This is a genomic window from Hyphomonas sp. L-53-1-40, from assembly GCF_000682775.1.
GTDB lineage: Bacteria > Pseudomonadota > Alphaproteobacteria > Caulobacterales > Hyphomonadaceae > Hyphomonas.
Window position 1 is genome coordinate 110,157 of record NZ_AWFI01000015.1, and the last position, 26,223, is coordinate 136,379.

Here is a 26,223-nt window from a genome sequence, read left to right on the forward strand (position 1 = left end):
GAGTATGTAGGTGAACGCAATAGCAGGTCTGGTTGTCACGGTAGTGATGGTCTTCGGCGGGTACATGCTCGCTGGTGGACATCTGGATATCATCATGCATTCGCTTCCGTTCGAGATGATGATGATCGGCGGAGCGGCCACAGGTGCCTTTCTTGCCGGCAATGACATGACCACGATCAAGCATGCCGGTGGGGACATGGTCGCCGCATTTGCGGGCCCCAAATGGAAGAAGGCGGACTATCAGGACTTACTTTGCCTAATGCACGAACTTCTGAATGTCTTGAAGAAGAATCCCGTGGATATTGAGACCCATATCGAAGCTCCTCAGGACTCCGATATTTTTGCCAAATATCCCAAGATCCTGAAGGACAAGCGCGCGATCGAAATGATCTGCGACACGATCCGCTCCATGATTATGAACTTCGACAATGTGCATCAGGTCGAAGAGCTTCTGGAGAAGCAGCTGGATAGCCTGATCGAAGAGAAATTGCATGGATCGCACGCGCTGCAGAACATGGCTGATGCCTTGCCTGCTCTTGGGATTGTTGCGGCAGTTCTCGGCGTCATCAAGACGATGGCATCCATCGACAAGCCACCGGAAGTTCTGGGCGGCATGATTGGCGGCGCGCTTGTCGGGACCTTTTTGGGCGTGTTTCTCGCCTATGGCATCGTCGGACCGTTCGCGACACGTGTGAAACATATTCGGCTGGAAGAGCATAATTTCTATTCGATGATTGGCGAGGTTCTTGTGTCGAACCTTCACAAGAACCCGGTCAATATCTGTGTCGAAGTGGCCCGCCGCCACGCACCAACGCGGGTACGCCCATCTTTCAATGAAGTGGAAGAAGCGATTCGGGGGTTGAAACAGGCCGCGTGATGACGAGTCGCCTCCCCATGCTTGCCGGGCTCGCCTTCATGGCGGGCCTTTCGGCGTTCGCAGAAGCGCCAGCTAACGCGGAAGACGCTGGGCGCATGACCGAAGCAGATGAGCTTTCCGTACATTTTCGAGAGTTCGTTGATGAGGCAATAGGGGAGGGGTTGCTGACGCCGGCAGATCAGGCACCAGTCCCCGAGTCCGCACCCTCAAAACCTACGCAATTGTTTCGCGGTCGGTTGTCGCCGACCGACGCTACGGCGCCCGTAGAGGTCGACTCAGCCTGCATCAGCGATGCCGTCCTAGACCTTCAGGCGTTTGAGGAGTTCTCGACCTACGAACATTTCCTGAATTGGCGTGCTCAGCAGGTAGCCACGGGCATTAGCCTGACACCCGCAGACGTGGCCATGGCGTACATATCGATAGGTCTCTATGCTGAGGGACGCCTTCAGGTGTCTGGTATGGAAGACGCTGATAGCCGCTATATTCGCAATCTGTCTCGGCTGCTTGAAGACGGCTCGGTGCCTGACATCGAGCTGTTCGAGCAGGTCGCAGCCTGCAATATGTATGGTGACATCTGGTTGTCGCTTGCGCGCTTGTCGCTGCTCGACGAGAAAGGTGTGGATCTTCTGGATCGCAACCTGATGAGCTATCGACGATTGCCGTATCGGCTCAAGGTGCGCGCGGCCTCATTGGCAATCCCTTCTCTTGACCGCATGGGAAAGACGCTCCTTTCAGAGAAACTGATGGCGGATTTTTCGGCAGAAGAAATCAGACGGTCACAGCGCCTGGCGTTTACCCGCGCTATGATTGACATGAACCAGGGAGGGATAGAGCGTGAGCGCCAGCTTCGAGAATTCCTCAACGTTCCAGAGTTGCGCTCCGAGACAGCAGCCGTCCTCATGCGGCATGGTTTGCAGGTTGAGGCTAGTTTGCAGGATGAGCTTGTTGGTGACCTGCTGAAGAATGTCCAGCAATTGCCGCGTGGATCAGACGTTCGTGCAAGTTTGGAGACAATGCTGAAAGGTCCTGGGGAAATTTCCGACTACGAAATGATCTCCGAACTCGCTGAGCTTCCTGCCATGCAGGACCCCAAAACGAGGAAACTGTTGGGGGATCAGCTGGCCGCCCGTCTCCAGAAGGATTTTGAAGGCGAAGATCGTCTCGCCGGCCTCGCGGCGATGAGCGCCGTGGGTGAGAATAAAGACTTGCTTTCTGACAATTCTGATCACGACCGGATCGTCGAGTCGGCCGCCCGCTTTGCAGGCAACGTCGGCCTCTTGAGTGTGATGACGGCCTTGGCGGAAGACATGCCGGACAGCGAAGGCCTTACGTCAGAGCGAGCAGCGTTGGCCTTTCGGATGCAGGACTTCGCGAGTTTGCGGGATCTCACACAGACCCAGTCTGACAATCCCGATGTTATGCGTCTCTCTGCCATGTCTGCTGTGCTGACCAACGACCGGACCTGGCTCGCCAAAGTTGCCTCAAGAGTCGTATTGGACACGCCAACCGTGGTCGACCTCATTGAAACAGATGCCGCTTCCGGCAATTGGATCCTACCGGCGGCAGTCTATTCAGCTGCAGAGCGGATTACTCAGGAAGACTATCGGCCGCGTATTGATGCCGTTCTCGCTTTGAAGTTTGGCAAGGCCGAACCGAGGCTCCAGCGTATCAAGTTGAGTGAGATTCCGGAACATCTCGGTCAAATCAGCGCGGCGCTAAATTCGAATTTTCAGGAGATGCCCTGATGTCTAATGCGATCTATGCGGCTCTGACCCGACAAGATGGTCTGCTTCGAGAGATGCAGGTAATTGCCAATAATATGGCGAACTCCAGCACAACTGGGTTCAAGTCCAACCATGCCATTTTTGCCGAGCACATTGCTGCCGTAGGCGACCAGTCTGAGAGCCTGTCCATGGGCAGCCTTGCCGGGCATAATTTCGACCTTTCCCAAGGCGGAATGAAGCATACGGGCGGTCAATTCGATCTCGCCATTCATGGAGACGGATTCTTTGTCCTTGATACGCCGGCCGGCGAACGTCTCACCCGCTCTGGGGCTTTCCAACTGTCAGCAGAGGGCAACCTTGTTGACGCCTTTGGCCACCAGGTCCAAGGGGCCGGCGGCGGAGCGATCGCGATCCCGCAGGAAGTTACCAAAGTTTCAATTGCTCCCGATGGTACCCTTTCGTCTGGCGAAGAAATATTGGGGCAGGTTGCGGTCGTCATGCCCGATGGCGAACTCAATCAAGAGGGCGGCACCATGTTTGCAGCTCCGAATGGTCATCAGCCAATCGAAGAGCCCTCAGTGATGCAGGGCACGCTGGAACAATCCAATGTATCCTCAATCCTCGAAGTATCTCGCTTGATTGAGGTGCAGCGCGCTTATGAGGCTGGTCAGACACTGATCGAGAAAGAAGACGATCGGATCAATCAATTGATCAAGACGATACGCCAGCTGTGAAGCTGGCTTAGAACCGTAGGGGAATGAAATGAAGTCATTGCAGATCGCCGCGACAGGAATGGCCGCTCAACAGATGCGCGTCGAAGTCATTTCGAACAATATCGCCAATATGAGCACGGCGGCCTATCGCCCGCGCACCGCCGAGTTCTCGGACCTCATGTACCAGCAACATCTTACGCCAGGCACGATCACGTCGCAGGTTGGTACCGTCGTTCCGGCGGGTATCCAGCTGGGTACCGGCGTAAAGCCTTCATCGGTGTCCATGGAAATCACTCAGGGAAGCCTCCGCCAAACGGGCGCGGAGCTTGACCTTGCGATTGACGGAACGGGCTTTCTTGAGATCACGCTGCCGTCTGGCGAGTCTGCCTATACGCGGGATGGCAAGCTGAACCGAAGCGCCGAGGGTGAGATCGTCACAATGGATGGATTCCCGCTGGCAGATGGCTTGGTCATTCCGGAGAATGCGCGAAGCGTTGCCATCAGCCGAGATGGCGAGGTTGTAGCCTATTTCGACGATGGATCTGACGGTCAGGCCATTGGGAACATCTCGCTTGTCCGCTTCATCAACGAAAAAGGCCTCGAGGCCATGGGCGACAACATGTTCCGAGAAACCGAAGCCTCCGGTCCGGCTAACCAACTCGTGCCGGGGACTGAGGGGATGGGGCTTCTTCGCCAGGGCTTCCTCGAGGAATCCAGCGTCGACGTGGTTCAGGAAATTTCGGAACTGATCGAAGCCCAGCGAGGCTATGAGCTCAACTCAAAGGTTATTACCGCAGCTGACGAGATGTTGGCTGCCACAACACGAGTGAGGTAACAGAATGATACCAGCTATTGCTTTGGGATTAGGGCTGGCGGCGCAAATGCTTGGTGGCTCGTCGCTCGTGGTCAAGGAAGTTATTCGCGCCGGCGACACGGTTACGGCGGCCAACATATCGACGGAGACGGGTGCTTTGGTCGACACCGATAACCCTCTGCTCGGCCGAGAAGTTCGCCGCACGGTGTATGTCGGACAAGAATTGTCGATGGATGATACGCGCCCCGCGCGCCTTGTGCGCCGCAACCAACTCGTGACGGTGAAATTCGTCAGTGGAGCATTGGAAATCACGACGACTGGCCGAGCGATGGGGGAAGCGACTGAAGATGAAGCAGTCGCGATCCTGAATTTGAATTCGAAGAAGATCGTAAACGGTATTGTTCAGAAAGACGGATGGGTGCTTGTGCAATGAAACATTATCTTACATTCACCGCAGCATTCCTTGGCCTCACAGCCTGCGGCTCTGTGCCTTCGGCAGATGCAACATTCGATATGACTGCACCTGCGACCACCATGCCGGCGGTGATGCAGCAGGCCTATGTTGAGCCCGAAGGTACAAGCGATGCGTCGCTTTGGACTACCGCTCCTAATGCTCTGCTCAGCATGCGCCGAGCAAAGGCTATCGGCGACCTGCTGACTGTCGTTGTTGAGATGGACGATCAGGCAAGCCTGCAAAGCTCTCTGTCTCGAAATCGCAATAGCAGCGCTGACGTGAATGTCGATGCGCTGTTCGGTTTGCCGGAGTGGGCAAACGGTGTGCTGCCTGGCGGGGCGTCATTGTCACCTGGCGTCGACTATAATCGTGGCTCGTCAATGGACGGAAGCGGTGCGATGAATCGGGCCGAGAAGATCGCCTTTACGCTTGCGGCACGCGTAGTTGCGATGGAGCCGAATGGTAACCTGGTCATTCAGGGCTACCAGCAAACGCGCGTAAGCAACGAAGTTCGTATGCTGACGGTAAGCGGCGTGATCCGATCGCAAGATATCACCCGGACCAATACGGTAACCTATGAGAAGATCGCAGATGCGCAGATTTCATACCTCAACAGCGGTGATGCGACGTCGGTTCCGCAACAGCGGATTGGCCAGAAAATTATCGACAAGGTCGTGCCTTTCTAGGATCCTGAAATGAAGCAAATCGTTCCTTCTATTGTAGCCTTGCTCGCAATTTCTGCTGGCGGTGGCGGTGCCTATTTTCTGAAGTCCGGTTCCTCGTCTTCGCCGGCGCCTGCGCACGAGAGTGATGGCCATGAGAGTGATGAGCCCGCGGAGCCCAAGAAGGAAAAAAAGGCCAAGAAGGAAAAAGACTCCCACGGAAAAAGTGACAAGCACGGCGCTGCTGACAGTGGCGAAGTGACATATTACAAGTTCACGCGGGAGTTCGTCGTCCCCATGATTGAGGATGATCGGGTGCAAAGCCTTGTGATCCTGAACCTCAACCTCGAAGTCGACACAAGTATTTCGCAAGAGTTGTTTTCCAAAGAGCCCGTCCTGCGCGACAACATCATGACCACTTTGGTGAAACTGAGTAGTGGGGGGCGGACGCTTAACTCTATCACCGATGTCGACAATTATGAGACGTTGCGCGCCATGATCCTTACGAACCTCCAGAACGAGATTCCGAACGGCATTCATAACGTACTGATACTGGACATGGCCCGTCAGGATCTGTGATCTGCCATTTGCCTGACATCGCGAGGACCTGGCGGCTTTCTTGGCTAGCTCACAGCCTCGGAATATTTGTTCACGCTCGTAAGGTCGGCCGATAGGTGAGATGAGGTGCCGAAGCGGAGCCCGCCATTCTCGGTTGAGACATCGGTGATGGTGGTAATGACCTGAGGCGCTCCCAATCCGATGTATTCTTCACCTCGGTAGTAGTCGATGTTGAACTCGAAAATCTCATCTGTCGTAATGGTGTTACCGGAATTGGTCTGACCATTCCATGTGTGGACGCCGTGCTCCATGTCCAGCTTTTCAGACCAGACAAGCTCTCCCTCGGAGTCCCGCACGGTCAGGTATGCGTCGTCAGCCTCGGTAGGCGTGTTGGCCAGATAGCGGATTTCGGAGCCTGTGTATGGCACCCATGACGACTCAACCGTTACGGTCTCGCCCAGCCATTCACTGGCGAACATGGTGTGAAGTTCTCCGATCAATGACGAAATTCCACCCAGTGCAGAGTTTGTCTGAACCTGCTGTTCAAGCGAGGAAAACGTCGCGAGCTGGTCAACAAACTGTGTCGAGTCCATTGGGGAGAGTGGGTCTTGATTCTGAACCTGCGCAGTGAGCAGTTTGATGAAGTTATTGAACTCCTCACCAAATTGTTGGGTGGCTGCCGAAGAGGCAGTCGTCTGCGTTTGCGCGGCGGTGGTCGATTCGATCGTGCTCATGAAGTCGAACTCCTATACCCGTATATCCAGGCCGTTGGTGACGGTTCTGGAGGGGGTGGCTTGTTGAAGGGGGGATGCAGCGACGGCCAAACTATCTGGGTCGCTGTCCAGGGCGTCGACGTCAGTGTTCGACCAGCTTTGAGCCGGGTTCTGATCAGAGGGTTGCTCGCGAAAGGTCATATCCTGGCTAGACAAGCCGTGCTCGTCGAGGACCGAGACCAGGTCCGGGTGAAAGGCTCGTATTCGGCGAATTGCTTCAGCTGAATCTGCTGTGACCAGCACGTGCTGTAGGCCTTGCGAGTCAAACTTGAATTCAAGAGAGACCCGTCCGAGTTCTGGCGGATCGAGCTGTATTCGCACGCGGTTCGACTGCGTGTCTGATGACAATTCCTGGGAAATGATGCTCGGAATATCGGCGGGTACGGCAACATAATTGGCTTGAGGTTGCGCGGGGGCGACTACGGCTTGCATCGATGGGGCGAAGATTGTCGGCGTAGTACTTGTTACGGCTGACAAGCCCAATGATGATGCTCGCCCCGTATCAGATGTCGGGCCGGCAACCTCTGTTGCCGTTCCAGGCGCAAACCCTTGAGCTGACTCCGTAGACGCTGAAGTATTGGACGATACTGGAATGGGGTCAGGTGATTTCCGGTCTTGCGGCGTTCCATCCTGAGCTGTGTCGCCAGATGGAGTGGACTGCGGAGTTGCGGCGGTAGTGAAGGCGGTCTGCTGAGGGTGGGGGCCCTCCACATCGGATTCGCCAGCCGGGTGGGCTGGTACACCCATCTCAGGGGCGTTGTGCGCAATAGCCGATTCCATCACCGCATCAGGTTTTGCGTCAGTGGCCTCGCGGGGCTCAGCTGTGGTTGTTTGAACCGGGAGCGCGTCATCAGTGGCAGAGATTTCCGAAAAACCCTCCATGGGCGCGTCTGCGGACCGAGGTTCGGTGTCTGCAAGCTCGACCTCAATATCGCTTCTGACTGCTGGTGTAGCTAGCTCGGGCGAGGCCGCCGACACTGTCATGTCGTGGGTGGTCGCGACGGGAACCGTTATATCTGGCTCCGTATCTTCGACAGTATCCGGATCGACTTTCGAGGCGACCGGTAACGCTGAGACTTCCGGGATTTCCTGGAGGCTTGCGAATTCGGTTGCGTCAGGGGCGGCTGGGTCTAACTCTACATCTATGACGTTTTCAGATTCCAGATTCAGAAAGGTGATCGACGACGCGTTTGCGGTATCAGTGTTCACGCTTGCCATCATGATCTGATCTGGCGTTTCACCTTCAGGCATATCTTGTTTTGCCAACTGCTTCTGAAAAGCCTTACCTAATTCGCCGTCCGCTAACGGAGATGCGTGCGGCGCACTGCCGGACGCATCGACTGCGGACATTCCATCGAAGCTCAGAAAAGGCGTCATAGGTTAATCCAGATTAGGTTTCTCTTAACCCTGTTTGGCCCAACACTGGTAAAATAAGTTTTAAGCAAACGCGGTTCGTTTCGTAGTCACCGGACTTGAGGAGTGAGAGCTATGACGAATATTCCAGTTGCGGGCATGCAAGCACCGGCCCTGTCTGGCAATTCGCTCGCCGGAAACGGCCCAGGCAAGTCTGCCGTCGAAGAAATAGGTATAAGGTTCGAACAGCTGCTCTGGTCCGAAATGTTGAGCCATACTGGGCTAGAAGAGGCCTTCACCCAGTCAGGAGGGGAAGCGGCCTCTGCCTTCTCGCGAATGATCATTGAGGCAATTGCCGAAGACCTCGCCGAAAAGCACCCTCTGGGGCTGAACGCAACTGGCACACCAGCCTCAAGCGATGGCGCTGAACAGATGGGAATTGTGACCGATGACTGACACCACGCACGCTCAACACATCATGTCTCGGATTGAAGGCGTCCTGTCAGCCGAGAAGCATCTTCTCCTCTCGGGCCAAGTTCACCGTGTCGTGGAATTGTCTGAAGAGAAGGTCCAAGCCATGGCGGCTTTCGAGGCTTTGCTGCAGGAAGCTGGTCAGCTGCTGCGAGCGGAGACCATTCAAGCTCGTCTCAGGGGTATTATACAGGCAGCAAGCGAGAACTCCATTCACTTCCGCGCGGTTCAGAATGGCCTTCAGAACATGGTTACCCGGCTAGGCCGTGTATCTCAGGACTCTTATGTCGGCGCCTATCAATCCAATGGATTGCAAACTCCATTTTCAAACGCCACCGGGAATTATCTTAAGAAGGCATGACGGTTAACTGATTGTACACGGGTCCTGTATACTCAGTTACGGCGAACCAAGATGGGTTGCGGGAATTCCCGACGTCAGGACGACGTGAGATCGAACCTAGGCAGCGACATAGCCGCTCGCCTGACGAACATGGGGTACATTCAAAATGTCCAGTATTCTGACTAACAATAGTGCGATGGTTGCGCTGCAGACTCTGCGCGGAATCAACAGCAACCTCGAGACGGTCCAGTCCGAGATTTCGACCGGTAAAAAGGTCGCCACTGCAAAAGACAACGCCGCCATCTGGGCTATCTCGACCGTCATGGCGACGGACGTAGACAGCTTCAACCAAATCACGGACTCCCTGAACAAGGGTTCTTCGACTGTGGGTGTTGCCCGTGCTGCTTCCGAGCAGGTCACCAGCCTCCTGCAGGACATGAAAAACCTGATCGTTTCCGCTCAGGAAGACCTGAATGCTGACGACCGCGCGAAGATCCAGACGGATATCGATGCCAAGCGCACCGCGATCAGCAATATCGTCAACGCCGCTCAGTTCAATGGCCAGAACCTGCTGCAGGGCGACGAGAGCATCAGCATTCTCGCCTCCCTCGACCGCGGTTCGGACGGCTCGGTTTCTGCCACGTCCATCACGGTTGCCCGTCAGGACCTGCAGACGTCGGCAGCTGTTGACGCTGCTGACAAAGTGTCTGGCGATGCAGGCTTTGTTTCGACAGCCGACAGCGCCACTGATACAGATACGGACAAAGTCGCCAGCTCAGCTGGTACAATCGCATCTGATGATTCTGATGGAACGATCACTGACGGTGCCACCACTACACTGACTATCAAAGGCGGCGCTGTTGCAGCAGGGGATGTCTTCGCATTCACGGTTGGCGGAGAGGACATCTCGGTCACGGCAGTTGATGGCGATACAACCAACACAATCGCAGCCAAGCTTCGGACCGCTATTGATGCGGCAACAGTGACGAACCTCGATGCCGCTGGTGGCGCGGACGGTGCTGACGCTGCTACAGACGACGCAACGATCACTCTGATAGCCAATGGCGGCGACGTCACGTTCGACGACAGCACGATCTCCACTACATATGTCCAGTCGGTCATCTCGGATGGCGATTCTGCTGATATCTCGATTGCTGGTGGCACGCTTGCGGCTGGTGATACGTTCACTGTCAGTGCCGACGGAAATGACTATACATATACCGCCGTCGACGGCGACACTAATAATGACGTTGCGGCTGGTCTTAAGGCGCTTCTGGACGATGCCAGCATCACTGATCTGAACGTCACGGTGTCTGACGCAGCAGACCCAGCTTCGGATGCGGCAACACTCACGTTGGAAGCCGATGGTAGCGACGTTGAAGTGAACCTGACCGCTCTCGCGTCCCAGGATGCGGCAGTTGCTGCAGGCGGCCTTGGCGCCATCGCTGACCTGAGCGTTGGAACGACTGAGGATGCTACGGCAGCTCTGAACACAATCGAAGACCTGCTGGATACGGCAATCAACGCCGCAACAGCATTCGGCTCGGCTCAGACCCAGATCGAAGGTCAGGGCGAATTCGTCCAGACGCTGATCGACTCGATGACCGCCGGTATCGGTGCCATGGTCGACGCAGACATCGAAGCGGCATCCGCCAAGCTTCAGGCCCTGCAGGTTCAACAGCAACTCGGCGTTCAGGCGCTGTCGATTGCGAACTCGAACCCGCAGACACTCCTGTCGCTGTTCAGATAATTTCAATAGGATCCAGGCGCTGATTGGCGCCTGGGTCCGCTTACTACCAACACTAGAGAGGGTGCATGCAACAACTGGCTTACAAGGCATATGGTGAGGTCACGAGCCGCACTGCCAATACCGGACAGATTGAATACGCCCTGTTTCAGGACATCACGCAGGCACTTAAGAACGTTGACGAGGTCGAAATGCCAGCGCCCGCAGTCTGGGCCGACGCAATCGATCGCAATATGAAACTCTGGCAAATTCTTTCAACTGACCTGATGAGCGACGCCAACGAGTTGGACCCAGCGCTCAAGCGCAATCTCATTGCGCTTTCTGAGTCGGTCCGCCAGATCAGCTACCAGGTTCTCGCGCGCAAGGCAGAGATCACAGAACTGGTCGAGATCAACGAAATAATTATGCAAGGCCTGGAAGGACAAACTTCCTCACCTGCAAATGTGGCGGCAGAATAATGTCAGGACTAGTCCTCAAACTCGCAGCGGGTGAACGGTTTGTCGTGAACGGCGCCACGTTGGAGAATGGGGACAAGCCCTCCACTGTCCGTGTGGTCGATGACAACGCTCGAATTTTGCGCTGTCGCGATGCGATGAAACCCCAAGAAGTTGATACGCCAACCAAGCGCGTATATTACGCAATCCAATTGATCATTACGGGCGATCTGAACGAAGCAGACGTCCTGCCAGCCATTCTGGAAGAATGTGCTCGGCTAGATGACGTATTCGAAACCATAGACCGCAAACTGCTGAGCGTTTTGCGCTCCATGCTAGATCGCGGAAACTTCTATTCGGCACTTTGCCACCTGCGCAACATCATTGCGATCGAAGCTGAACTCCTAAAAGTTGCTAGTTTGAAACCACAGTTTACCGAGCAGGCGCAGGTCGCCTGACATGGTCTATCAGCCGGTCATCCCGATCACAGGATATGGCGGGTGGAAATTCCTGGAATCCACGCTTGAGAAGCAGATGGAGGGGTTCACCGACTCTGCCAGTATCAAGAACGACCGCGAATACTTTCAAGAAAAGATGTCGTCGCCAATCGCGATGGAAGACTTCCTGTCCGACAAGCGGCTCCTCCGCATCTCTCTCACGGCCTTTGATCTTGGGGGAGAGGAGTGGAAAGTCGGTTACATCCGTCATGTGATGGACGAACAGGCTGATCCCGACAGCACCTTCCTGACTCGCCTGAACAATCAGGCATACAAAGATTTTGCCAGCACTTTCGCGGTGAGTGAGGGTAAAATCTCGCTGTCTGCGGATAAGATTTCGACACTGTCAGATAATTTCGAACTGGCCTCTTTCCGGTCCGCCGTTGGCGATGTTGATAATAACATGAAGCTTAGTCTGAATTTCCAGGCGAAGATTGGCGACCTTGTTCGAGAAGAATCGAGCGATTCTGCGAACCTCTATCGTATTCTGGGGGATGTTCCGACTCGAACTGTTTTCGAGACAGCGCTGAATTTACCCACTTCTTGGCAGCAGTTGGACGTCGACCAGCAGGCAGATATTCTGAAAGAGCGCGTATTGAGCGTCTTTTCTATCAGCAAGATAACAGACTTGGCCAATGAGGACGTCATGGACAAGGTAATCCAACGCTTTCACACGATGGACTCGATCGCCAATGGCCAGTCCTCGCTTTCTTCCGGATCTGTGGCGTTGACGCTTCTGAACAACGCGGCAGGCTTCGGATCGACCGCCAGCCAAAACCTGTTTCTCAGCATCGTGTCCAGCTAGGATTTTTCGGCGGCCTCAACAGGGTCCAACAAGTCCTGAAGGTGCTGGAAGGCTTGTGGGATATGTCCGGTATTCGGCTCTGAAACGAAATTGTCCAGCTGCGGGAAGCGTTCGATGGATCGATCTCCGGCTGCGTCATGCCCGCGTTCATACAGATTGGCGCGCAGCATCGGCGCGATTTCTTCATAGAGTGAAATCGTTCGTCGGTAGTCCTTGATGATTTCGTTCTCATTTGGCTTGGCAGCATCCGGCAGACATCTTGAGACACTGCGCAGCACATCAATCGCGGGATACCGTCCGCGTTCGGATATCTCCCGGGACAGGATGATATGACCATCCAGAACTCCACGGACCATGTCTGCTACGGGCTCTTCCATATCCGATCCAGCCACCAGGACGGAGAAGATTGCGGTAATATCGCCTTGGCCTTGCGCACCAGGGCCGGTGCGTTCAGCGACTTCGGCAATGGCGCGTACGGTTGACGGCGGAAAGGCGTTGAGGGCGGGAGTCTCTCCCGCTGAGAGAGATACTTCACGATGCGCTTCCGCAAAACGTGTAATGGAATCGAACAGGAACAGGACCTGATGCCCTTCATCCCGGAAATGCTCGGCAGTCGCGATCGCGCAGAGCGCCGCGCGTTTCTTGGCCCCGGGTGGATCATTGGCAGTTGCAGCCACGATGACCGTGCGGGACAGGACGTCTTTGGGCAAAGTCTTGTGAACGAACTCATTCACTTCTCGGCTGCGTTCGCCGATCAGGGCGATGACTACGCGATCTGCTTTCACGCCAGCGGCGAGCGAGCCGAGGAAGGTAGATTTGCCGACGCCCGATCCAGCAAACAAGCCCATTCTCTGACCCTGGCAGATTGGTAGAATCGTATCGGTGATCATCCACCCGGTGGAAAGGCGCTGGCCGAGGCTTTTGCGAGTTGTGTTCGCTGGAGGTGGTGCTCTTAGCGGGCGACGGGTAGTGCTGCCGGCAGGTGCTATGGCGCTTTCGCCGGAAATCGTGCCTCGGTAGTCCACAATTTTGCCGAGCCAATGATCGCCGGGCTCGACATAAGCTTCCTGCTCCAGCACAGCTCGATCGCCAATTTGGATTGCATCAGATTCGCCGTAAAGCATCGCTTTCACGTGACCGCCTGAGACGGCGAGCACTTCTCCGAACACTTCACCCTGACGCGTGCGAACTCGAATTTCATTTCCCAGGCGAGCAAACTCGCTGATCCCGCCAATCAGGATCAGTCCCGGAGATACCTCCGTGACGGTTCCCCAGACTCGGTGCAGGCGATCAGGGAAATTGGGGGTCGGATGCAACAAGTAAACAGATCTCGCCTATTCGTTAACTCTTTCTTCAAATTACCCCGGCAATTCTTCCAAAGTATTAACTAGGAGCGATTCTGTGGCGATTCTCAATCTGGATGTCCTGAATGTTTACAGCGCCATGGCGCGCCATGCTGCTGAGAGCCAGAAAGTATCGGCGACAAATATCGCCCATGCCAACGATCCTGATTACAAGGCGCAACATGTCGAAGCCTTTCAGGACTTTCTCGCGCGAGCTGCATCAAGCGGAGCCGTCGACACCGGCGACCCAGCTTTCAAGACGTTCGAGACAGATTTCGCAAACTCGCCCAACGGGAACTCTGTAAACCTCGAGCTCGAAATGTTCCGCGCAACCGACGCGCAGGGTCAGCACGAGATGGCGCTGTCAGTCTACACTAAGTCGCTCGACCTGCTTCGCACAGCCATTGGCCGGAAAGGGTAATTCATGGACTCGCTCAAAGCCACGATGATGCAAGCCGTCTCCGGTATGCAACTCCAGTCGAAACGAATCGATATCTCGTCCCAGAACGTCTCGAATGCCGACACGCCTGGTTACCGTCGCAAGATTTTGTCCATTGAGCAGACCCCGACTGCCGCAGACGCCTTCATTGCGACACGGGTCGAGCTCGACGAAACCGAAGGCGAGCGCAGTTATGATCCGGCTAGCCCTCTGGCGGATGCCGAAGGATATGTGACGGCGTCCAACGTGTCGCTGGTCACTGAAATGGCTGATATGCGCGAAGCGAACCGCGGGTATGAGGCCAACCTGAACTCGTTCCGGCAGGCGCGAAGCATGTACCAGTCACTTCTCGATATTCTCAGGCGTTAAAGGGGGGCAGAATGTCCAATGTAAGCTTCAGTGCATACGCAGCGCTCGGTTCGGTCAAGCCGACTCAGGTTTCCGACAAGCCAGCAACAAACCCGGCCGAAAAGTCGGGGGTGGCAGAGGGGTTCTCCACCTTCAAAGCTGCTCTACAGGAGGCTGAGCAGACAGCTATGCAGACGGCTGTGTCCGGCGCGGATCCCCATGCCATGGTCGAAGCGCTAGCTCAGGCCGAGTTGGTCCTCGATGCCGCCGTGACTGTTCGGGACAAGGTCGTTGAAGCCTATCAGGAATTGCTTCGGATGCCGGTCTGATCAGGGCGGCTATACATGACCGAACTCGCGATCTTTGAAGTGCTTCGCGGTGCGCTCTGGGCGGCCGCCATGATGGCGCTGCCCATTCTTGCGGTCACGCTGGTGCTTGGTTTTGTGATTGGCTTGCTACAGGCGCTCACCTCCATTCAGGAAATGACGCTTACCTTCGTGCCCAAGATTCTGGCCGTCGTTGTCGTGTTCTTCCTGTCGCTTGGGTACATGACCCGAATTTGCCTTGATTTCTTCAACAATACCGTTCTCCCCATGATTTCAAATTAGGGCCTCCATGCCGACCTCACGCTTCTTCGACTTGTCAAAGCCGACCGCCATCCTTGCGATCGGCTTGATGGCTATTATTCTCATCATGGTATTACCGGTCCCGGCTTGGGTCATGGACATCGGTCTCACGGCGTCCTTTGCGTTTGCCATTCTCATATTCACGACCAGTATCTTTATCGAAAAGCCCTTGGACTTTTCGTCATTCCCGAGCGTTCTTCTGGCCTCGCTGATGCTGCGTTTGGCGCTGAACGTATCATCTACCAAGCTGATCATCAGCCAAGGCCATACGGGTACCGACGCTGCCGGCAATGTCATCGAAGGCTTCGCCATGTTCATCATGGGCGGAAACCTGTTTGTAGGCTTGGTTGTGTTCGCGGTGCTGGTCATTGTGAACTTCATGGTCATCACCAAAGGCGCCGGCCGAATGGCAGAGGTCGGTGCGCGGTTTGCTCTGGACGCGATGCCGGGTAAACAGATGGCCATCGATGCCGATTTGGCTGTCGGTGCTATCAGTCATGAAGAGGCGCGCAACCGTCGTCAGAAGGAGCAGGAAGAAGCTTCCTTCCTGGGTTCACTGGACGGTGCGTCAAAGTTCGTGAAGGGCGATGCGATCGCCGGCTTGCTCATTACCGCCTTGAACCTCGTTGCGGGCGTCGGCTTTGGCCTTGCCGCACACGGGCTCAGCTTCACTCAGGCGCTGAACAATTACTCCATTCTGACGGTAGGGGATGGTCTCGTTTCCCAAATCCCTTCCGTTATCGTATCAGTATCAGCGGCAATGCTTCTGGCGAAAGGCCGTGAGGACGGTGCGATCGATCTGGCGCTCGGCGCGCAATTGGGTGCGAATGCCACTTCCCTGATGATCGTGTCGGGAATCCTCGCAATTTTCGCGCTGTTTCCGGGTCTTCCGTTTCTTCCTTTCATGCTGGCTGCAGCGGCGTTCGCGGCGGCATCTTTCTATATTCGCCGGCGGGAGCGCGACCAGGCCGCGAAAGCGGAAGCCGGCGAAATTGAAGAGCCGAAAACTAGCCTTGTCATTGGTGACTCCATTCACTCCGACGAGATCCACCTGGAGGTTGCCCCAGATCTGGTAGGCATGGTGCTGCAGGGGGCGGGTGGCTTCGAAAGCCGAATCGACAAGATTCGAAGGTATATTGCAGAAGAATATGGCTTCGTTCTGCCTTCCATCAGGATGACGGACAACCCAACGCTCGGGAAGAACGAATACCGCATTCGAATTCAAGGTGTGCGGGTAGATACAGGTCTTGTGCGTCCGGGCTCGCTGTTGGCGTTGATGGAAGATGGGCAACTGCCACACCTACAGGGTGAGAAGGTCAAAGAACCCGTTTACAAGGCAGCCGCCCGCTGGTTGCCAAGTACAAAGAAGCAAGAGCTGTCTGCTGCTGGTATCCCAGCGGTCGAGCCGACGGAAGTTCTCGCGACTCACATGCTTGAAGTCATTCAGGCAAACTTCACACTCGTCTTTACACGCATGGTTATGCTGGACACGCTGGATGCCTTGACTCATATCAGCGACAGCGAACGTGCTGCGTCCAACAGGCGGTTCCTTGATGAATACATTCCCGGGAAGGTTAGTCCTGAACTTCTGCTATCAGTGCTGCGCCTGCTGCTTGAGGAGCGCGTGTCGATTCGTAATCTGTTCCTGATTGTTGAAACAATTGCCGAGGTCAAAGCCCAGTCAAGCGCGCCGTCGCGCATTGTGGAACTCGTTCGCCAGCGGCTCGGATTCCAAATTGTCGATCGCCTTCAGGACGGTCAAGGCCGCCTTCCGCTGCTCCAGCTCTCCACCAATTGGGAACAAAAGTTCAACGAGCACGAAATCTCCCGCGAGGATGGCGGATCGGATATTGCCCTGCCTCCAGAAATGTTTGGAGAACTGACGACAGCGGTGCAGGCCAAGTTGAACGAAATGGCTCAAAAAGGTGTCGTTGCCTCCGTGGCAACCTCGTCCCGACGAAGACGTTTCCTGCAAACTGTTCTGGCGAGCAAGGGCGTGCGCAACTCCGTTCTGGCGTATGAGGAAATCGGTTCCAAGAGCAAGCCGTACATCGTCGGCGTCGTCTGATGCTGGAAGGACTTCCAATCGGGCCACAACTTTCGGCCTGGATTATCCTTTTCATGCTGATCGTCGCCAGGTTGACCTTTGTCGTATTCCTGATGCCGGGGATTGGCGACCAGACCGTGCCGATGCGTGTGCGCATGTCGCTGTTACTGGGCGTGGCCACCCTGTTTGCCATGTCCGGCATCGTCACGGCACCTGTTGATATCTCAATTGCGAACTTTGTCGGTCTCCTGGGGGCGGAAACCATAATCGGGCTGGGCCTGGGTGTATTGCTGCGCACATCCATCTGGATTCTGAACATGGCCGGATCACTGATCGCCCAAACGATCGGGCTTTCGCAAATGCTCGGCATTGCGCTGGATGCTGAGGCGCAGACGGTGGTCTCGAACATGTTGGCCATGGCGGGTGCCGTCCTGCTCTTGTCGGCAGACTACCATGTCAGCGTATTTGTTAGACTCGCTGAAATATACATCGAAATTCCGGTTGGGGGGCTCACGCAGTTCGATCAGTCCTTTGTCATTGAGGGCATGTTCAACGCCATAAAGTTTGCCGTGCTGATCGCTTGGCCCTTTGTGGCGATCAACCTGCTCTACAACATCTCGCTCGGCTTTATTAATAAGGCGCTGCCATCGCTGATGGTGGCATTTGTGGGCGCCCCCTTTATGATCGGAGCGGGGTTTGTGCTTCTGGCCATTTCGGTGTCAACAATCCTGATAGTCTGGATGGATCGGGTCTCCGGTTCGATCGGCTGGTGGTGAGGTAGGCAATGGCCGAGGATCAATCAGGTGGTGGCGAGAAGGAGTTCGAGGCCACCGAACAGAAGCGACGTGAGGCGCGTCGCGAAGGGAATGTCGCCCAGTCCAAGGAAGCCAATACGTTTGCCCTGTTCGCTGGCGTTATCATCGCTGCCATCATGTTCAGTGCCGTTGTGGCGGGGGCCATGTTCAGCGAATTTTCCGCATTGATGTATCACGCTGACAGCTATGCGGCGGACGTTTTCAACGACGGTGGCGGAGCAACGAAAGCTTGGCTGGCGCGCACATTGGTCAAGGTGATACCCTTGTTTGCGATCATGGCGGCCCTTGTACTCGCCACGCTGGTTATCCAGCAATCGATTGCCTTCTCGGCGAAGAAGATCAAACCCGAGTTCAACAAGATTTCGCCAACCGAAAACCTGAAGAAGAAGTACGGCACAAAGGGCCTGCTGGACTTCCTGAAGGATATGGCAAAAATGTTCTTTGCTGGCGGGCTCGCGGCTGTGTTCCTGTACGGGTTTGCACAGCACTACTATGCGAGTAGCGCAGTAGAACTCAGCGATTTCTTCAATTTCACCTTCGGGCAGGTGCTAACGCTCTTCCTTATCTTCGGCGTGTTTCAGTTCGTACTCGCCGCGATTGATCTGCCGCTGCAGCGGCAGTTGCACTCCAACAAGCTCAAGATGAGCCGAGAGGACATCAAGAAGGAGCAGAAGCAAAGCGAGGGCGACCCTCAGCTCAAGCAGAAGCGGCGCGAAAAGGCGTCCAGCATGAGCCGGAACCAGATGATGCAGAACGTCAAAACAGCGACCGTCGTCATGGTCAACCCGGAACACTATGCCGTCGCCTTGAAATGGGATCCGGAGGGCGGCCGCGCGCCCGTTTGTGTCGCCAAGGGTGTCGACCACCTGGCCGCCAAGATCCGCGAAACTGCCATGGCCAATGATATCCCAATCTACCGGGATCCACCGTCGGCTCGGTCCATCTACCGGTTGGTGGATATTGATGAGGAAATCCATCCTGACCATTTCGCTGCCGTGGCGGCTGCAATCAGTTTCGTCGACCGCATTCGTAAGCAGACCGGGGGCAGCTAATGAGAGATTCTCGCCCGAAATTGCTGAAGCTCGTCGCGCTGAAGCGTCAGAAAGCGGAGCAATCCCTTGCTATTGTGCAAGCCGAGCTGCGCGATCTTGGGAAGCAACTGGATGCATTGCAGGAGGAGTTCGCCAGTGCTGACCGGGCGGGCGGAGATGTGCGTGCGATGATGCTTTCAAGCCAATACGGTCATTCCAGGAGGGTTCTGCATGATATGGATCGCAAGCGGTCGGAGATTGCGGACGCGCAGCAAAGGTTCAACGCTGCGCGAGAGGAGCTTAAACGGATCCTAAATTCCGAAGACCAGCTTATTCAGATGCGTGCGGGATCATGATGTCAAACGTGCGGGCTTGAGGATCAAGCTGCGTTGGAGGCCAGATCGTCTGACTGCACACGATTTCGGCCATTGCTCTTGGCCAAGTACAATCGCTGGTCAGCCTGTTCGATCAGACCACTGATTGCCAGACCTGGCTGGTGCTGGGCAATACCGAACGAGGCCGTGATAGCGCCGATGGGCGTCTTTGTTCCCTTCAGGACGAGCTTTCGTTGAGACATCTGTTCACGGATGCGATCAATCAACTGCGTGGCCTGTTGCAGGCCTGTTGCAGGTAGGATAATTGCGAACTCCTCGCCCCCATAGCGCGCTACGAGATCCTTGCCCTTGATGTTATTGGTGACGATTGACGCAAAAATCTTCAGAATCTCGTCGCCCACCCTGTGACCGAAATTGTCGTTCACGCGTTTGAAATGATCTAGATCTGCCATTACGAGACAGAGGCTCGAACCCTGTTTGTTTGCCGCCTCAACTTCAGCGGCAACGCGTAGGTCGAAGGCGCGTCGATTGTAGATGGAGGTGAGCGGATCACGCATGCTCTCATTGCGAACCGCCTCGAGTTCATGTTGCAGGCGTTCGATCTGTTTCATGGAGGCCATCAGGCCATCGCTAAGGCGTCGGCTCTGATCGGTCATCCGACGACTTTCCGACATCAGGCGCGCAACTGCGGAGGAGAGGGCAGCTGACGAGCTGGAATCAGACAGGTCGCGTTCAATTTCCGTCAACGCCACTTCGAACTGGTCGCTGTTCTCCATACTGGTACCCACAAGGTCCAGGATGCTGGAGAGTTGCTGTTCGACTTCACGTCCGATGTTCTCGCGCTTGGCGTGATCGTCGGTCGGGCGCAAATGAAGGTTGTAGACTTCATCTATTTCATATTGGCAGAGCGCGCCCCGCTCCAGCATTTCGTCGACCGCGACCACGACCTTGTTGTCGGACTTTGCTGCATAAGCGTACATCAGCGCGAATGTATTGGGGAATGGCGGCGTGCCATGTTCTGCGATCAACTGGCTGGCAGTATCAGCATGCTCATACACCTTGGCAAAGGCTTGCTGGTCCTCAGGACATACAAATACTGGCGTCTTGGATTCGCTCATCTGAACCCGTCCCCATCGGCAACTCATTTAACGTCGAGATTTACCTTGGGTAGGCGATCTTCAAATATCGTTAAATGTGGGCTTTTTAATTCGCGGCTTGGCACGAACGATACACCAGATTACCCGCCAGTTTCCGGGCGTTGTGTTGAGTTCGCAGCAGAAGTCGGGTGCTTCGCCAGTTGAACGCACGCCGCCAATGTTTCGGCGGGCTCTATAATCCACTGAGATGGTGATTGACGATGTTTCCGCTCACATGCGGAACTGCGTCTGGCGATCCCGGCGCGATTCGAACGCGCGACCTACAGATTAGGAATCTGTTGCTCTATCCTGCTGAGCTACGGGACCGCATGAGTAGGGTTGGCTATACGGGAATAGTCGGAAGGATTGAAGTCGCCAATTGGCGGCTCTACGCTGCGACGCTGAGGATGGGCGAGTGGTATGGCGCGATTGAAGGTGGGGTTGGTGGTCTTCATGACCCTTGTTGCGTGCGGTGCGCCGGGTCCGCTGGACAGTCTGGAGCCGGGAGAGCGCGGTCGGGTCGTACGCGTTGTTGATGGCGACACGATTGTTCTCGATACCGGGCAAAGCGTCCGGCTTGTCGGGATTGAGGCGCCTTCGGGAGGTTACCGGGATCGCGCGCCACAACCTTATCATACCGAGTCCAAGCGCATGATGGAAGACATGGTGCTCGGCCGGGAAGTCCAGCTCCACTATGGGGGCCTGACGCGTGACCGCTACGACCGGGCACTGGCTCATGCCCAGACTGTTGACGCGCTTGGGCCGACGCTCTGGCTTAACGCCGAGATGGTGAAGAGGGGCGGGGCCCGCGTGCGTGTTTACCCGGACACTGCGGCGGCGAATGCGCCCTTGCTGAAGTTTGAGCGTGATGCGCGTCGCGAGGAGATCGGCCTGTGGCGTGCTGTGGAATACCGCATTCCCTATGCCAGCGATTTACCGAAGGCCTATGAAGGCTTCCAGCTCGTGCGCGGACAGGTATCCGGTATGCGGGGAGCTGAAGGGTTTGGTGCAGTCTGTGACTTGTCGCTGCAGAACTCGGCACTCCGGCTGCAGATCCAGACGGCCGCGGCATCTTTGTGCCAGGAGGCGCCGGGGCTGGGTGTATTGGCGCGCGGTTATGTGCGAGGGGACGAGATGGAAATATCCCACCCGCTCAATTTTGAATTGGTGGAAGCTCCAACCAATTAGGTGCCGGGCAGCAGGCCGGATTCGTCCGGGTCTCCCACAATACGTTCGAGCGCGCGACGTAGTTTGCCGAGTGCCTGATGTTCGATCTGCCGTACACGTTCCTTGGAAATTCCAAGTTCGTGGCCCAGCGTTTCAAGCGTGACAGAGTCTTCGCACAGGCGTCGCTGCATGATGATATGCGTCTCACGCGGGTTAAGCGCTTTCAGGGCATTGGCGATCCACTCCTTGCGGCGTGTCGAGTCGCGCGATTCCATGACCTGTTGTTCCGGAATCGGCGCGGCATCAGGCAGCAAGTCTTGCCATTCACCGTCGCCATCAACGGCCATGGGGGCGTTCAGGGATCGGTCAGACGCAGATAAGCGTGACGCCATGTTCTCAACATCCCGTTCCGGTACGCCGAGATGTTCGGCGATCCAGGTTCGGTTTTCCTTGGTCATTACACCGTCGCCAGTATCATCGATTCGGGCGCGCAGGCGACGCAAGTTGAAGAAGAGAGATTTCTGTGAAGAGGTCGTGCCTGTTCGTACGATAGACCAGTTGCGAAGCACAAAATCCTGAATGGAAGAACGAATCCACCAGCTTGCATAGGTTGAGAAGCGCACCTTGCGGTCGGGCTCAAAGCGGGCCGCGGCCATCATCAGGCCGACATTCCCTTCGGAGACGAGGTCCGGCATGGGAAGGCCGTAATGGCGGAATTTCGAGGCCATTGCGATGACAAGGCGGAGATAGGCGCGAGTTAACTCATGAAGTGCGCGTTCATCTTCCTCCTCGCGCCAGCGCCGGGCCAGTTCCAGTTCATGCTCGGCTTCCAGCATGGGGGTCTTCATGGCCTTCTTGACGTATGATCGATCCGCCGGGCCATTGGAGCTATAGGCGTTTGCCATGACGGGTCATCTCCTTCTGCGAGGTGGCTTGTTACCAAACTAACACAGTCTCTACGGGCAAGAGCGCGCGCTGGATCAGATTCGTTCCCGATTTTAATCACTTTATGGAGAGCGCGATCGCCTACGCAGCGCGGGCTTGACCTGTAGGTGGCATCGACCTTACGGTTTTCGGAACATTGGGCGAACAAAATTGAAGGATTCATGACGGAGCTGGCAGATCTTGGTGTTCCGGACACGCGGGCGGGCGAAATCGTCCGGGGAACCCGGCGCTTGCTCGGCGGGCTCGGCTTTTTTGGCGTAACGGAAATGAGCCTAGCCAACAATCGCCGAGCGGACATCGCGGTGATTGGCCTGTCCGGTGAGATATGGATCGTAGAGGTGAAATCCTCAATTGCCGATTTCCGCGCGGATTCTAAATGGCCGGAATACTTGCCCTATTGCGACCAACTCTATTTCGCGGTCGCCAACGATTTTCCGCACGATCTGATCCCGGATGAAACCGGCTTGATCGTGGCCGACGCATTTGGCGGGGCGATAGTTCGGGCGGCGCCAGAAGACAAATTGTCGGCAGCTCGGCGCAAGGCCGTCACCCTGCGACTGGCACGTCTGGCGGCCATGCGATTGACCCAGTCGGCAGATACTGGCTGGACGGCGGCACCGGGCTTGCTTACCTGACCCTCATGAGTCATGCCTTTCCCATTGCGACACGTGTAGAAGACGCCCTGAAGCCGGGCGTGAAGGTGGCGCGTACACGCGCAGAGGCCGAAGCCTTGGTGCCAGAGCACAAGATCGACTCGCTCGCGACCGATTGGATAGATGTCACCGAAGAAGAGGCCGAGGCCTACTTGTCATCGCATGCAGGTGAAAATGGCCCACACGGGCATCTCCAAAAATACGAAGACAATGAGGGCAACCCTGTCCTGGCTGTGACCTGGTGGAAGCTGGACGATCAGGCGGGGATCATGCCTTTGCCAAAGGCATCCAAGAAAAAGCCGGCGGCTGAATCTCTATTTCCGGTCTGGCCGGACCAAACCACGCCGTAAACGCTACATTGATCCTCGCCAGATGGACCTATTCAAGACCAGTTAGATCAGATTCTTTACTGCCTCAGCCACCTTGTCTGCGGTGATGCCGAAGTGTTCATACAGTTTCTGGTAAGGCGCGCTCGCTCCAAAACCGTCCATGCCGACAAAGGCACCTTTAGGTCCAAGCCAGCGGTCCCAGCCAAAGCGCACGCCGGCTTCAACAGCCACTTTTGGCAGGTCACCCCCGAGTGTGTCGCGCTGGTATTTCTCGTCCTGCTCGGCAAACAATTCCATGCATGGCATCGACACAACGCGGACATGGATCTTCTCTTTGGCAAGGTCGGCCTGGGCCTGAAGGGCGATCTCCACTTCCGAACCGGTCGCGATCAGCACGGCAGATTCGCGCGACTTCACACCTGATGGCGAGATCACATAGCCACCGAGCGCGCTGAGGTTTTCGTCCGTATGCTCCTTGCGCGACGGTGCCAAGCCTTGCCGGGTCAGTGCCATTGTGGCGGGGCCTTCGGCATTGCTGAGCGCCACTTCCCAACACTCGGCCGTTTCAACGCCATCTGCAGGGCGAAAGACCCGCATATTCGGCATGGCGCGGAGCGAGGCGACTTGCTCAACCGGCTGGTGGGTCGGGCCGTCTTCGCCAAGACCAATGGAATCATGGGTCATGACATGTACCACGCGTGCGCCCATCAGGGCGCCGAGGCGGATCGCGGCGCGGCTATAGTCTGCAAAAACCAGGAATGTGCCGGAGTAGGGGATGATGCCGCCATGCAACGCCATACCGTTCATCGCCGCAGCCATACCGTGTTCGCGAACACCATAATGGACATAACGACCGGCCCAGTCAGACGGTGTCATTGCCGTGGTTGAAGAGGTCCGAGTATTGTTGGACCCCGTCAGATCAGCTGAACCACCAACCGTTTCGGGCACGAGATTGGTGATGACTTCCAGTGCCGCGCCGCTCCATTGACGGGTGGCTTTCTTCTCGCCGCCTTCCACCACAGCCTTCTTGTGTTTGATGATCGCCTTTGAGAGATTTTTCGGCAGGCGACCGGCCATGGCCGCATTGAACTCACCCTTGTGCGGGGAGGCCATCTGACGCTCTTTCCAGGCCTTGCGAGCCTCGACGCCACGCTCGCCGACTTTCTTCCAGGCTTTTTCGATGGCGTCTGGAATTTCGAATGGCGCATGGGGCCAGTCAATGTTCTCGCGAATGCCAGCAATCTCTTCTGGCCCATAGGGGCCGCCATGGGCCTTTCCGGTTCCGGCGACCTTTGGCGCGCCGTACCCAATGATGGTCTTGATGGCGAGGAAGACAGGCTGCTTCTGTTTCTGAGCCCACTTCAGGGCGGCCTCGATGTCTTTCTCGTCATGACCATCCACTTTGCGGGTGATCCAGCCCGAGGCTTCAAGCCGTGCGCACTGGTCGGTGGAGTCAGCGACATCGATATTGCCGTCAATGGTGACTGAATTGTCGTCCCAGAGCACGATCAGGCGGTCGAGTTTCATGTGGCCAGCCAGCGTGATGGCTTCTTGGCTGACGCCTTCCATGAGGCAGCCATCGCCGACGATCACATAAGTTTTGTGGTCCACAAGATCGTCGCCGAAGCGCGCATTCAGGTGGCGCTCTGCCATGGCCATACCGACAGCGGTGGCAATGCCCTGGCCAAGCGGGCCTGTGGTCGTCTCTACGCCTTTGGTGACGAAGTTTTCCGGGTGGCCCGGCGTATTGGCGCCCAGCTGACGGAAATTGCGGATGTCGTCCCGGCTGACAGATTTGTACCCAGTGAGGTGCAACAGCGAATAGATCAACATCGAGCCGTGGCCCGCCGACAAAATGAATCGGTCTCGGTCCGGCCAGTCAGGCTGGGTAGGGTCAAATTTCAGGAATTTCCGGAACAGTACGGTTGCAGCATCTGCCATGCCGAGCGGCAGGCCAACATGACCTGATTTGGCCGCCTCGACGGCGTCCATGGATAGGGCGCGGACGGCATTAGCCATGTCGCGGTTCGTGACAGCCATTCTGCTGGTCTCCTTTGGTTTGCGGAAGTCGTAGGCCAGACTAAGGCCGTTGCGTCAAGTCGCTTGGCGGATTGGAATAATACCGTTACTTCATTGTGTATATGAGTGAAATCGATCCTGCCATCCGCCAGCTCGACGAGGCGTTGTCACGACTGGAAGGCGCGCTCGACAGTCTGATGGCCCGCGCCGGCAATCCGGACGTGATCAAAGCTGAGCTTGCCGCTCTCGTTTCTGACCGTTCTGACCTTGCCCAGCAGCTTGATGCGTCGCTGGCGCGTGAGCAGCAATTGCAGGCGCTTGCCGACGAGGCGAGCGAAGCACTTGGCTCAGCCATTGAAGAAGTCCGCGCGGCGATCGGCCGGGAAGGGCAGCAGGATGGCTAAAGCGGATATCCAGTTGCGCGGCCGGTCCTATTCCATTGCCTGCGCGCCCGGACAGGAAAGCCGTATCGAGGCCCTGTCGAAACAACTCGACGCGCGAGTTACCCAGATCGCAGGCGCGGTGGGTGATATTGGCGATGAGCGCCTTCTGCTGATCACGGCGCTGGCCTTGCTGGACGAACTGGATTCAGCGCGCCGCTCAGCGCCCGGCAGCGCCACCAGCGAAGCCAGGGCCGCCGAAGCCCTGGTCAAGGCGGCAAGCCGGATTACGTCTCTGGCGGAACGCATGGAAAGCGGCAGCTGATCCCCGCGACGCTTTGCGCGTGGCAAACCGTCTGTCGCGCTCTATGCTCTCACCTTCATGCTG

32 protein-coding genes and 1 tRNA gene are annotated in these 26,223 nt (G+C 56.3%); 26 read left to right on the forward strand and 7 right to left on the reverse strand.

Translation table 11 applies throughout. From position 1 onward, the window contains the following. The first annotated feature begins 10 nt into the window (after window positions 1-10). The 7 genes from motA to fliL are packed head-to-tail and all read left to right on the forward strand — an operon-like array spanning window position 11 to window position 5,823. Window positions 11-877 carry a flagellar motor stator protein MotA gene (motA, locus tag L53_RS09655; protein WP_034814651.1) on the forward strand — a complete coding sequence of 289 codons (867 nt, stop codon included), beginning with the start codon at window positions 11-13 and terminating at the stop codon, window positions 875-877. Then, complete coding sequence (locus tag L53_RS09660; protein WP_034814653.1) at window positions 877-2,622, forward strand: hypothetical protein; 1,746 nt, start codon at window positions 877-879, stop codon at window positions 2,620-2,622. The genes motA and L53_RS09660 overlap by 1 nt, the downstream gene beginning before the upstream one ends. Further along, window positions 2,622-3,335, forward strand: coding sequence for a flagellar hook-basal body complex protein (locus tag L53_RS09665; RefSeq protein ID WP_034814655.1), 714 nt, complete (start codon window positions 2,622-2,624; stop codon window positions 3,333-3,335). The genes L53_RS09660 and L53_RS09665 overlap by 1 nt, the downstream gene beginning before the upstream one ends. 28 nt (window positions 3,336-3,363) lie before the next feature. Continuing rightward, a complete protein-coding gene (flgG, locus tag L53_RS09670) occupies window positions 3,364-4,149 on the forward strand; it encodes a flagellar basal-body rod protein FlgG (RefSeq protein WP_034814657.1) in 786 nt (261 codons plus the stop codon). A gap of 4 nt (window positions 4,150-4,153) precedes the next feature. Beyond that, window positions 4,154-4,561 carry a flagellar basal body P-ring formation chaperone FlgA gene (gene flgA, locus L53_RS09675; RefSeq protein WP_051607784.1) on the forward strand — a complete coding sequence of 136 codons (408 nt, stop codon included), beginning with the start codon at window positions 4,154-4,156 and terminating at the stop codon, window positions 4,559-4,561. After that, on the forward strand, window positions 4,558-5,268 hold the full coding sequence (locus L53_RS09680; protein ID WP_034814660.1) for a flagellar basal body L-ring protein FlgH: 711 nt from the start codon (window positions 4,558-4,560) through the stop codon (window positions 5,266-5,268). Before flgA ends, L53_RS09680 begins: the two co-directional genes overlap by 4 nt. A gap of 9 nt (window positions 5,269-5,277) precedes the next feature. Then, window positions 5,278-5,823: a flagellar basal body-associated protein FliL gene (fliL, locus tag L53_RS09685; protein WP_034814661.1), complete on the forward strand. Its 546-nt coding sequence runs from the start codon at window positions 5,278-5,280 to the stop codon at window positions 5,821-5,823. A 44-nt stretch (window positions 5,824-5,867) separates the two neighbouring features. On the opposite strand, the gene L53_RS09690 is transcribed toward fliL, so the two are convergent. Beyond that, window positions 5,868-6,536, reverse strand: a complete 669-nt coding sequence (locus L53_RS09690; protein ID WP_034814663.1) for a flagellar hook assembly protein FlgD — start codon at window positions 6,534-6,536, stop codon at window positions 5,868-5,870. 12 nt (window positions 6,537-6,548) lie between these two features. Next, the gene (locus L53_RS09695) at window positions 6,549-7,826 is read right to left on the reverse strand and encodes a flagellar hook-length control protein FliK (protein ID WP_198019784.1); all 1,278 of its coding nucleotides are present in this window, start codon (window positions 7,824-7,826) and stop codon (window positions 6,549-6,551) included. Between the two features lie 237 nt (window positions 7,827-8,063). On the opposite strand from L53_RS09695, the gene L53_RS09700 reads away from it, so the two are divergent. From L53_RS09700 to L53_RS09725, 6 genes are all read left to right on the forward strand, one after another. Then, the gene (locus L53_RS09700; RefSeq protein ID WP_034814668.1) at window positions 8,064-8,384 is read left to right on the forward strand and encodes a hypothetical protein; all 321 of its coding nucleotides are present in this window, start codon (window positions 8,064-8,066) and stop codon (window positions 8,382-8,384) included. Continuing rightward, window positions 8,377-8,760: a hypothetical protein gene (locus L53_RS09705; RefSeq protein ID WP_034814670.1), complete on the forward strand. Its 384-nt coding sequence runs from the start codon at window positions 8,377-8,379 to the stop codon at window positions 8,758-8,760. The genes L53_RS09700 and L53_RS09705 overlap by 8 nt, the downstream gene beginning before the upstream one ends. Window positions 8,761-8,905: 145 nt before the next feature. Next, window positions 8,906-10,489, forward strand: a complete 1,584-nt coding sequence (locus tag L53_RS09710; protein ID WP_034814672.1) for a flagellin — start codon at window positions 8,906-8,908, stop codon at window positions 10,487-10,489. Between the two features lie 65 nt (window positions 10,490-10,554). Next, window positions 10,555-10,944 carry a flagellar biosynthesis regulator FlaF gene (gene flaF, locus L53_RS09715; RefSeq protein ID WP_034814674.1) on the forward strand — a complete coding sequence of 130 codons (390 nt, stop codon included), beginning with the start codon at window positions 10,555-10,557 and terminating at the stop codon, window positions 10,942-10,944. After that, window positions 10,944-11,378, forward strand: coding sequence for a flagellar biosynthesis repressor FlbT (locus L53_RS09720; RefSeq protein WP_034814676.1), 435 nt, complete (start codon window positions 10,944-10,946; stop codon window positions 11,376-11,378). Before flaF ends, L53_RS09720 begins: the two co-directional genes overlap by 1 nt. A 1-nt stretch (window position 11,379) precedes the next feature. Then, entirely contained in the window at window positions 11,380-12,222 is an 843-nt protein-coding gene (locus L53_RS09725; RefSeq protein ID WP_034814678.1) for a DUF1217 domain-containing protein, read from the forward strand. Here L53_RS09725 and L53_RS09730 read toward each other — a convergent pair. Then, a complete protein-coding gene (locus tag L53_RS09730) occupies window positions 12,219-13,541 on the reverse strand; it encodes a FliI/YscN family ATPase (RefSeq protein WP_233347725.1) in 1,323 nt (440 codons plus the stop codon). The genes L53_RS09725 and L53_RS09730 overlap by 4 nt on opposite strands. An 82-nt stretch (window positions 13,542-13,623) precedes the next feature. On the opposite strand from L53_RS09730, the gene L53_RS09735 reads away from it, so the two are divergent. The 8 genes from L53_RS09735 to L53_RS09770 are packed head-to-tail and all read left to right on the forward strand — an operon-like array spanning window position 13,624 to window position 19,227. Next, window positions 13,624-13,986, forward strand: a complete 363-nt coding sequence (locus L53_RS09735; RefSeq protein WP_233347727.1) for a flagellar biosynthesis protein FlgB — start codon at window positions 13,624-13,626, stop codon at window positions 13,984-13,986. 3 nt (window positions 13,987-13,989) lie between these two features. After that, window positions 13,990-14,373, forward strand: coding sequence for a flagellar basal body rod C-terminal domain-containing protein (locus tag L53_RS09740; protein ID WP_034814680.1), 384 nt, complete (start codon window positions 13,990-13,992; stop codon window positions 14,371-14,373). Window positions 14,374-14,384: 11 nt separating this feature from the next. Then, window positions 14,385-14,681 (forward strand): flagellar hook-basal body complex protein FliE, encoded by a 297-nt coding sequence (locus L53_RS09745; RefSeq protein WP_034814682.1) that lies wholly within the window; start codon window positions 14,385-14,387, stop codon window positions 14,679-14,681. Between the two features lie 15 nt (window positions 14,682-14,696). Then, window positions 14,697-14,960 carry a flagellar biosynthetic protein FliQ gene (locus tag L53_RS09750; protein WP_034814684.1) on the forward strand — a complete coding sequence of 88 codons (264 nt, stop codon included), beginning with the start codon at window positions 14,697-14,699 and terminating at the stop codon, window positions 14,958-14,960. A 7-nt stretch (window positions 14,961-14,967) separates the two neighbouring features. Further along, a complete protein-coding gene (locus tag L53_RS09755; RefSeq protein WP_034814686.1) occupies window positions 14,968-17,046 on the forward strand; it encodes a flagellar biosynthesis protein FlhA in 2,079 nt (692 codons plus the stop codon). Further along, window positions 17,046-17,801, forward strand: coding sequence for a flagellar biosynthetic protein FliR (locus L53_RS09760; RefSeq protein ID WP_051607787.1), 756 nt, complete (start codon window positions 17,046-17,048; stop codon window positions 17,799-17,801). Before L53_RS09755 ends, L53_RS09760 begins: the two co-directional genes overlap by 1 nt. 8 nt (window positions 17,802-17,809) lie before the next feature. Beyond that, window positions 17,810-18,892 (forward strand): flagellar biosynthesis protein FlhB, encoded by a 1,083-nt coding sequence (locus tag L53_RS09765; protein WP_034814688.1) that lies wholly within the window; start codon window positions 17,810-17,812, stop codon window positions 18,890-18,892. 20 nt (window positions 18,893-18,912) lie between these two features. Continuing rightward, the gene (locus tag L53_RS09770) at window positions 18,913-19,227 is read left to right on the forward strand and encodes a hypothetical protein (protein WP_156947882.1); all 315 of its coding nucleotides are present in this window, start codon (window positions 18,913-18,915) and stop codon (window positions 19,225-19,227) included. A gap of 23 nt (window positions 19,228-19,250) precedes the next feature. On the opposite strand, the gene L53_RS09775 is transcribed toward L53_RS09770, so the two are convergent. Together L53_RS09775 and L53_RS09780 are read right to left on the reverse strand one after the other, a co-directional pair. Then, on the reverse strand, window positions 19,251-20,324 hold the full coding sequence (locus tag L53_RS09775) for a GGDEF domain-containing protein (RefSeq protein WP_034814693.1): 1,074 nt from the start codon (window positions 20,322-20,324) through the stop codon (window positions 19,251-19,253). Between the two features lie 268 nt (window positions 20,325-20,592). Beyond that, window positions 20,593-20,669: transfer RNA gene (locus L53_RS09780), tRNA-Arg, on the reverse strand. A gap of 93 nt (window positions 20,670-20,762) precedes the next feature. Here L53_RS09780 and L53_RS09785 point away from each other — a divergent pair. Beyond that, entirely contained in the window at window positions 20,763-21,530 is a 768-nt protein-coding gene (locus tag L53_RS09785; protein WP_051607788.1) for a thermonuclease family protein, read from the forward strand. Here L53_RS09785 and L53_RS09790 read toward each other — a convergent pair. After that, window positions 21,527-22,414, reverse strand: a complete 888-nt coding sequence (locus L53_RS09790) for an RNA polymerase factor sigma-32 (RefSeq protein WP_034814695.1) — start codon at window positions 22,412-22,414, stop codon at window positions 21,527-21,529. The genes L53_RS09785 and L53_RS09790 overlap by 4 nt on opposite strands. A gap of 201 nt (window positions 22,415-22,615) precedes the next feature. Between L53_RS09790 and L53_RS09795 the strand changes: the two genes are divergently transcribed. Next, window positions 22,616-23,089, forward strand: a complete 474-nt coding sequence (locus L53_RS09795) for an MmcB family DNA repair protein (protein ID WP_034814697.1) — start codon at window positions 22,616-22,618, stop codon at window positions 23,087-23,089. 5 nt (window positions 23,090-23,094) lie between these two features. Beyond that, window positions 23,095-23,457, forward strand: coding sequence for a hypothetical protein (locus tag L53_RS09800; protein ID WP_034814700.1), 363 nt, complete (start codon window positions 23,095-23,097; stop codon window positions 23,455-23,457). Window positions 23,458-23,499: 42 nt separating this feature from the next. Here L53_RS09800 and tkt read toward each other — a convergent pair whose 3' ends face one another. Continuing rightward, window positions 23,500-25,476: a transketolase gene (gene tkt / locus L53_RS09805; protein WP_034814702.1), complete on the reverse strand. Its 1,977-nt coding sequence runs from the start codon at window positions 25,474-25,476 to the stop codon at window positions 23,500-23,502. A 101-nt stretch (window positions 25,477-25,577) separates the two neighbouring features. Between tkt and L53_RS09810 the strand changes: the two genes are divergently transcribed. Together L53_RS09810 and L53_RS09815 are read left to right on the forward strand one after the other, a co-directional pair. Next, window positions 25,578-25,859 carry a DUF4164 family protein gene (locus tag L53_RS09810; protein WP_034814705.1) on the forward strand — a complete coding sequence of 94 codons (282 nt, stop codon included), beginning with the start codon at window positions 25,578-25,580 and terminating at the stop codon, window positions 25,857-25,859. Then, a complete protein-coding gene (locus tag L53_RS09815; protein ID WP_034814708.1) occupies window positions 25,852-26,160 on the forward strand; it encodes a cell division protein ZapA in 309 nt (102 codons plus the stop codon). Before L53_RS09810 ends, L53_RS09815 begins: the two co-directional genes overlap by 8 nt. Window positions 26,161-26,223: the final 63 nt, after the last annotated feature.

What these genes read in the sequence shown, in the direction of transcription:
- L53_RS09660 (WP_034814653.1), top strand. Translation starts at nt 877, where the DNA reads ATGACGAGTCGCCTCCCCATGCTTGCCGGGCTCGCCTTCATGGCGGGC.
- L53_RS09665 (WP_034814655.1), top strand. Translation starts at nt 2,622, where the DNA reads ATGTCTAATGCGATCTATGCGGCTCTGACCCGACAAGATGGTCTGCTT.
- flgG (WP_034814657.1), top strand. Translation starts at nt 3,364, where the DNA reads ATGAAGTCATTGCAGATCGCCGCGACAGGAATGGCCGCTCAACAGATG.
- flgA (WP_051607784.1), top strand. Translation starts at nt 4,154, where the DNA reads ATGATACCAGCTATTGCTTTGGGATTAGGGCTGGCGGCGCAAATGCTT.
- L53_RS09680 (WP_034814660.1), top strand. Translation starts at nt 4,558, where the DNA reads ATGAAACATTATCTTACATTCACCGCAGCATTCCTTGGCCTCACAGCC.
- fliL (WP_034814661.1), top strand. Translation starts at nt 5,278, where the DNA reads ATGAAGCAAATCGTTCCTTCTATTGTAGCCTTGCTCGCAATTTCTGCT.
- L53_RS09690 (WP_034814663.1), bottom strand. Translation starts at nt 6,536, where the DNA reads ATGAGCACGATCGAATCGACCACCGCCGCGCAAACGCAGACGACTGCC.
- L53_RS09695 (WP_198019784.1), bottom strand. Translation starts at nt 7,826, where the DNA reads ATGCCTGAAGGTGAAACGCCAGATCAGATCATGATGGCAAGCGTGAAC.
- L53_RS09700 (WP_034814668.1), top strand. Translation starts at nt 8,064, where the DNA reads ATGACGAATATTCCAGTTGCGGGCATGCAAGCACCGGCCCTGTCTGGC.
- L53_RS09705 (WP_034814670.1), top strand. Translation starts at nt 8,377, where the DNA reads ATGACTGACACCACGCACGCTCAACACATCATGTCTCGGATTGAAGGC.
- L53_RS09710 (WP_034814672.1), top strand. Translation starts at nt 8,906, where the DNA reads ATGTCCAGTATTCTGACTAACAATAGTGCGATGGTTGCGCTGCAGACT.
- flaF (WP_034814674.1), top strand. Translation starts at nt 10,555, where the DNA reads ATGCAACAACTGGCTTACAAGGCATATGGTGAGGTCACGAGCCGCACT.
- L53_RS09720 (WP_034814676.1), top strand. Translation starts at nt 10,944, where the DNA reads ATGTCAGGACTAGTCCTCAAACTCGCAGCGGGTGAACGGTTTGTCGTG.
- L53_RS09725 (WP_034814678.1), top strand. Translation starts at nt 11,380, where the DNA reads ATGGTCTATCAGCCGGTCATCCCGATCACAGGATATGGCGGGTGGAAA.
- L53_RS09740 (WP_034814680.1), top strand. Translation starts at nt 13,990, where the DNA reads ATGGACTCGCTCAAAGCCACGATGATGCAAGCCGTCTCCGGTATGCAA.
- L53_RS09745 (WP_034814682.1), top strand. Translation starts at nt 14,385, where the DNA reads ATGTCCAATGTAAGCTTCAGTGCATACGCAGCGCTCGGTTCGGTCAAG.
- L53_RS09750 (WP_034814684.1), top strand. Translation starts at nt 14,697, where the DNA reads ATGACCGAACTCGCGATCTTTGAAGTGCTTCGCGGTGCGCTCTGGGCG.
- L53_RS09755 (WP_034814686.1), top strand. Translation starts at nt 14,968, where the DNA reads ATGCCGACCTCACGCTTCTTCGACTTGTCAAAGCCGACCGCCATCCTT.
- L53_RS09760 (WP_051607787.1), top strand. Translation starts at nt 17,046, where the DNA reads ATGCTGGAAGGACTTCCAATCGGGCCACAACTTTCGGCCTGGATTATC.
- L53_RS09765 (WP_034814688.1), top strand. Translation starts at nt 17,810, where the DNA reads ATGGCCGAGGATCAATCAGGTGGTGGCGAGAAGGAGTTCGAGGCCACC.
- L53_RS09775 (WP_034814693.1), bottom strand. Translation starts at nt 20,324, where the DNA reads ATGAGCGAATCCAAGACGCCAGTATTTGTATGTCCTGAGGACCAGCAA.
- L53_RS09785 (WP_051607788.1), top strand. Translation starts at nt 20,763, where the DNA reads ATGGCGCGATTGAAGGTGGGGTTGGTGGTCTTCATGACCCTTGTTGCG.
- L53_RS09790 (WP_034814695.1), bottom strand. Translation starts at nt 22,414, where the DNA reads ATGGCAAACGCCTATAGCTCCAATGGCCCGGCGGATCGATCATACGTC.
- L53_RS09795 (WP_034814697.1), top strand. Translation starts at nt 22,616, where the DNA reads ATGACGGAGCTGGCAGATCTTGGTGTTCCGGACACGCGGGCGGGCGAA.
- L53_RS09800 (WP_034814700.1), top strand. Translation starts at nt 23,095, where the DNA reads ATGAGTCATGCCTTTCCCATTGCGACACGTGTAGAAGACGCCCTGAAG.
- tkt (WP_034814702.1), bottom strand. Translation starts at nt 25,476, where the DNA reads ATGGCTGTCACGAACCGCGACATGGCTAATGCCGTCCGCGCCCTATCC.
- L53_RS09810 (WP_034814705.1), top strand. Translation starts at nt 25,578, where the DNA reads ATGAGTGAAATCGATCCTGCCATCCGCCAGCTCGACGAGGCGTTGTCA.
- L53_RS09815 (WP_034814708.1), top strand. Translation starts at nt 25,852, where the DNA reads ATGGCTAAAGCGGATATCCAGTTGCGCGGCCGGTCCTATTCCATTGCC.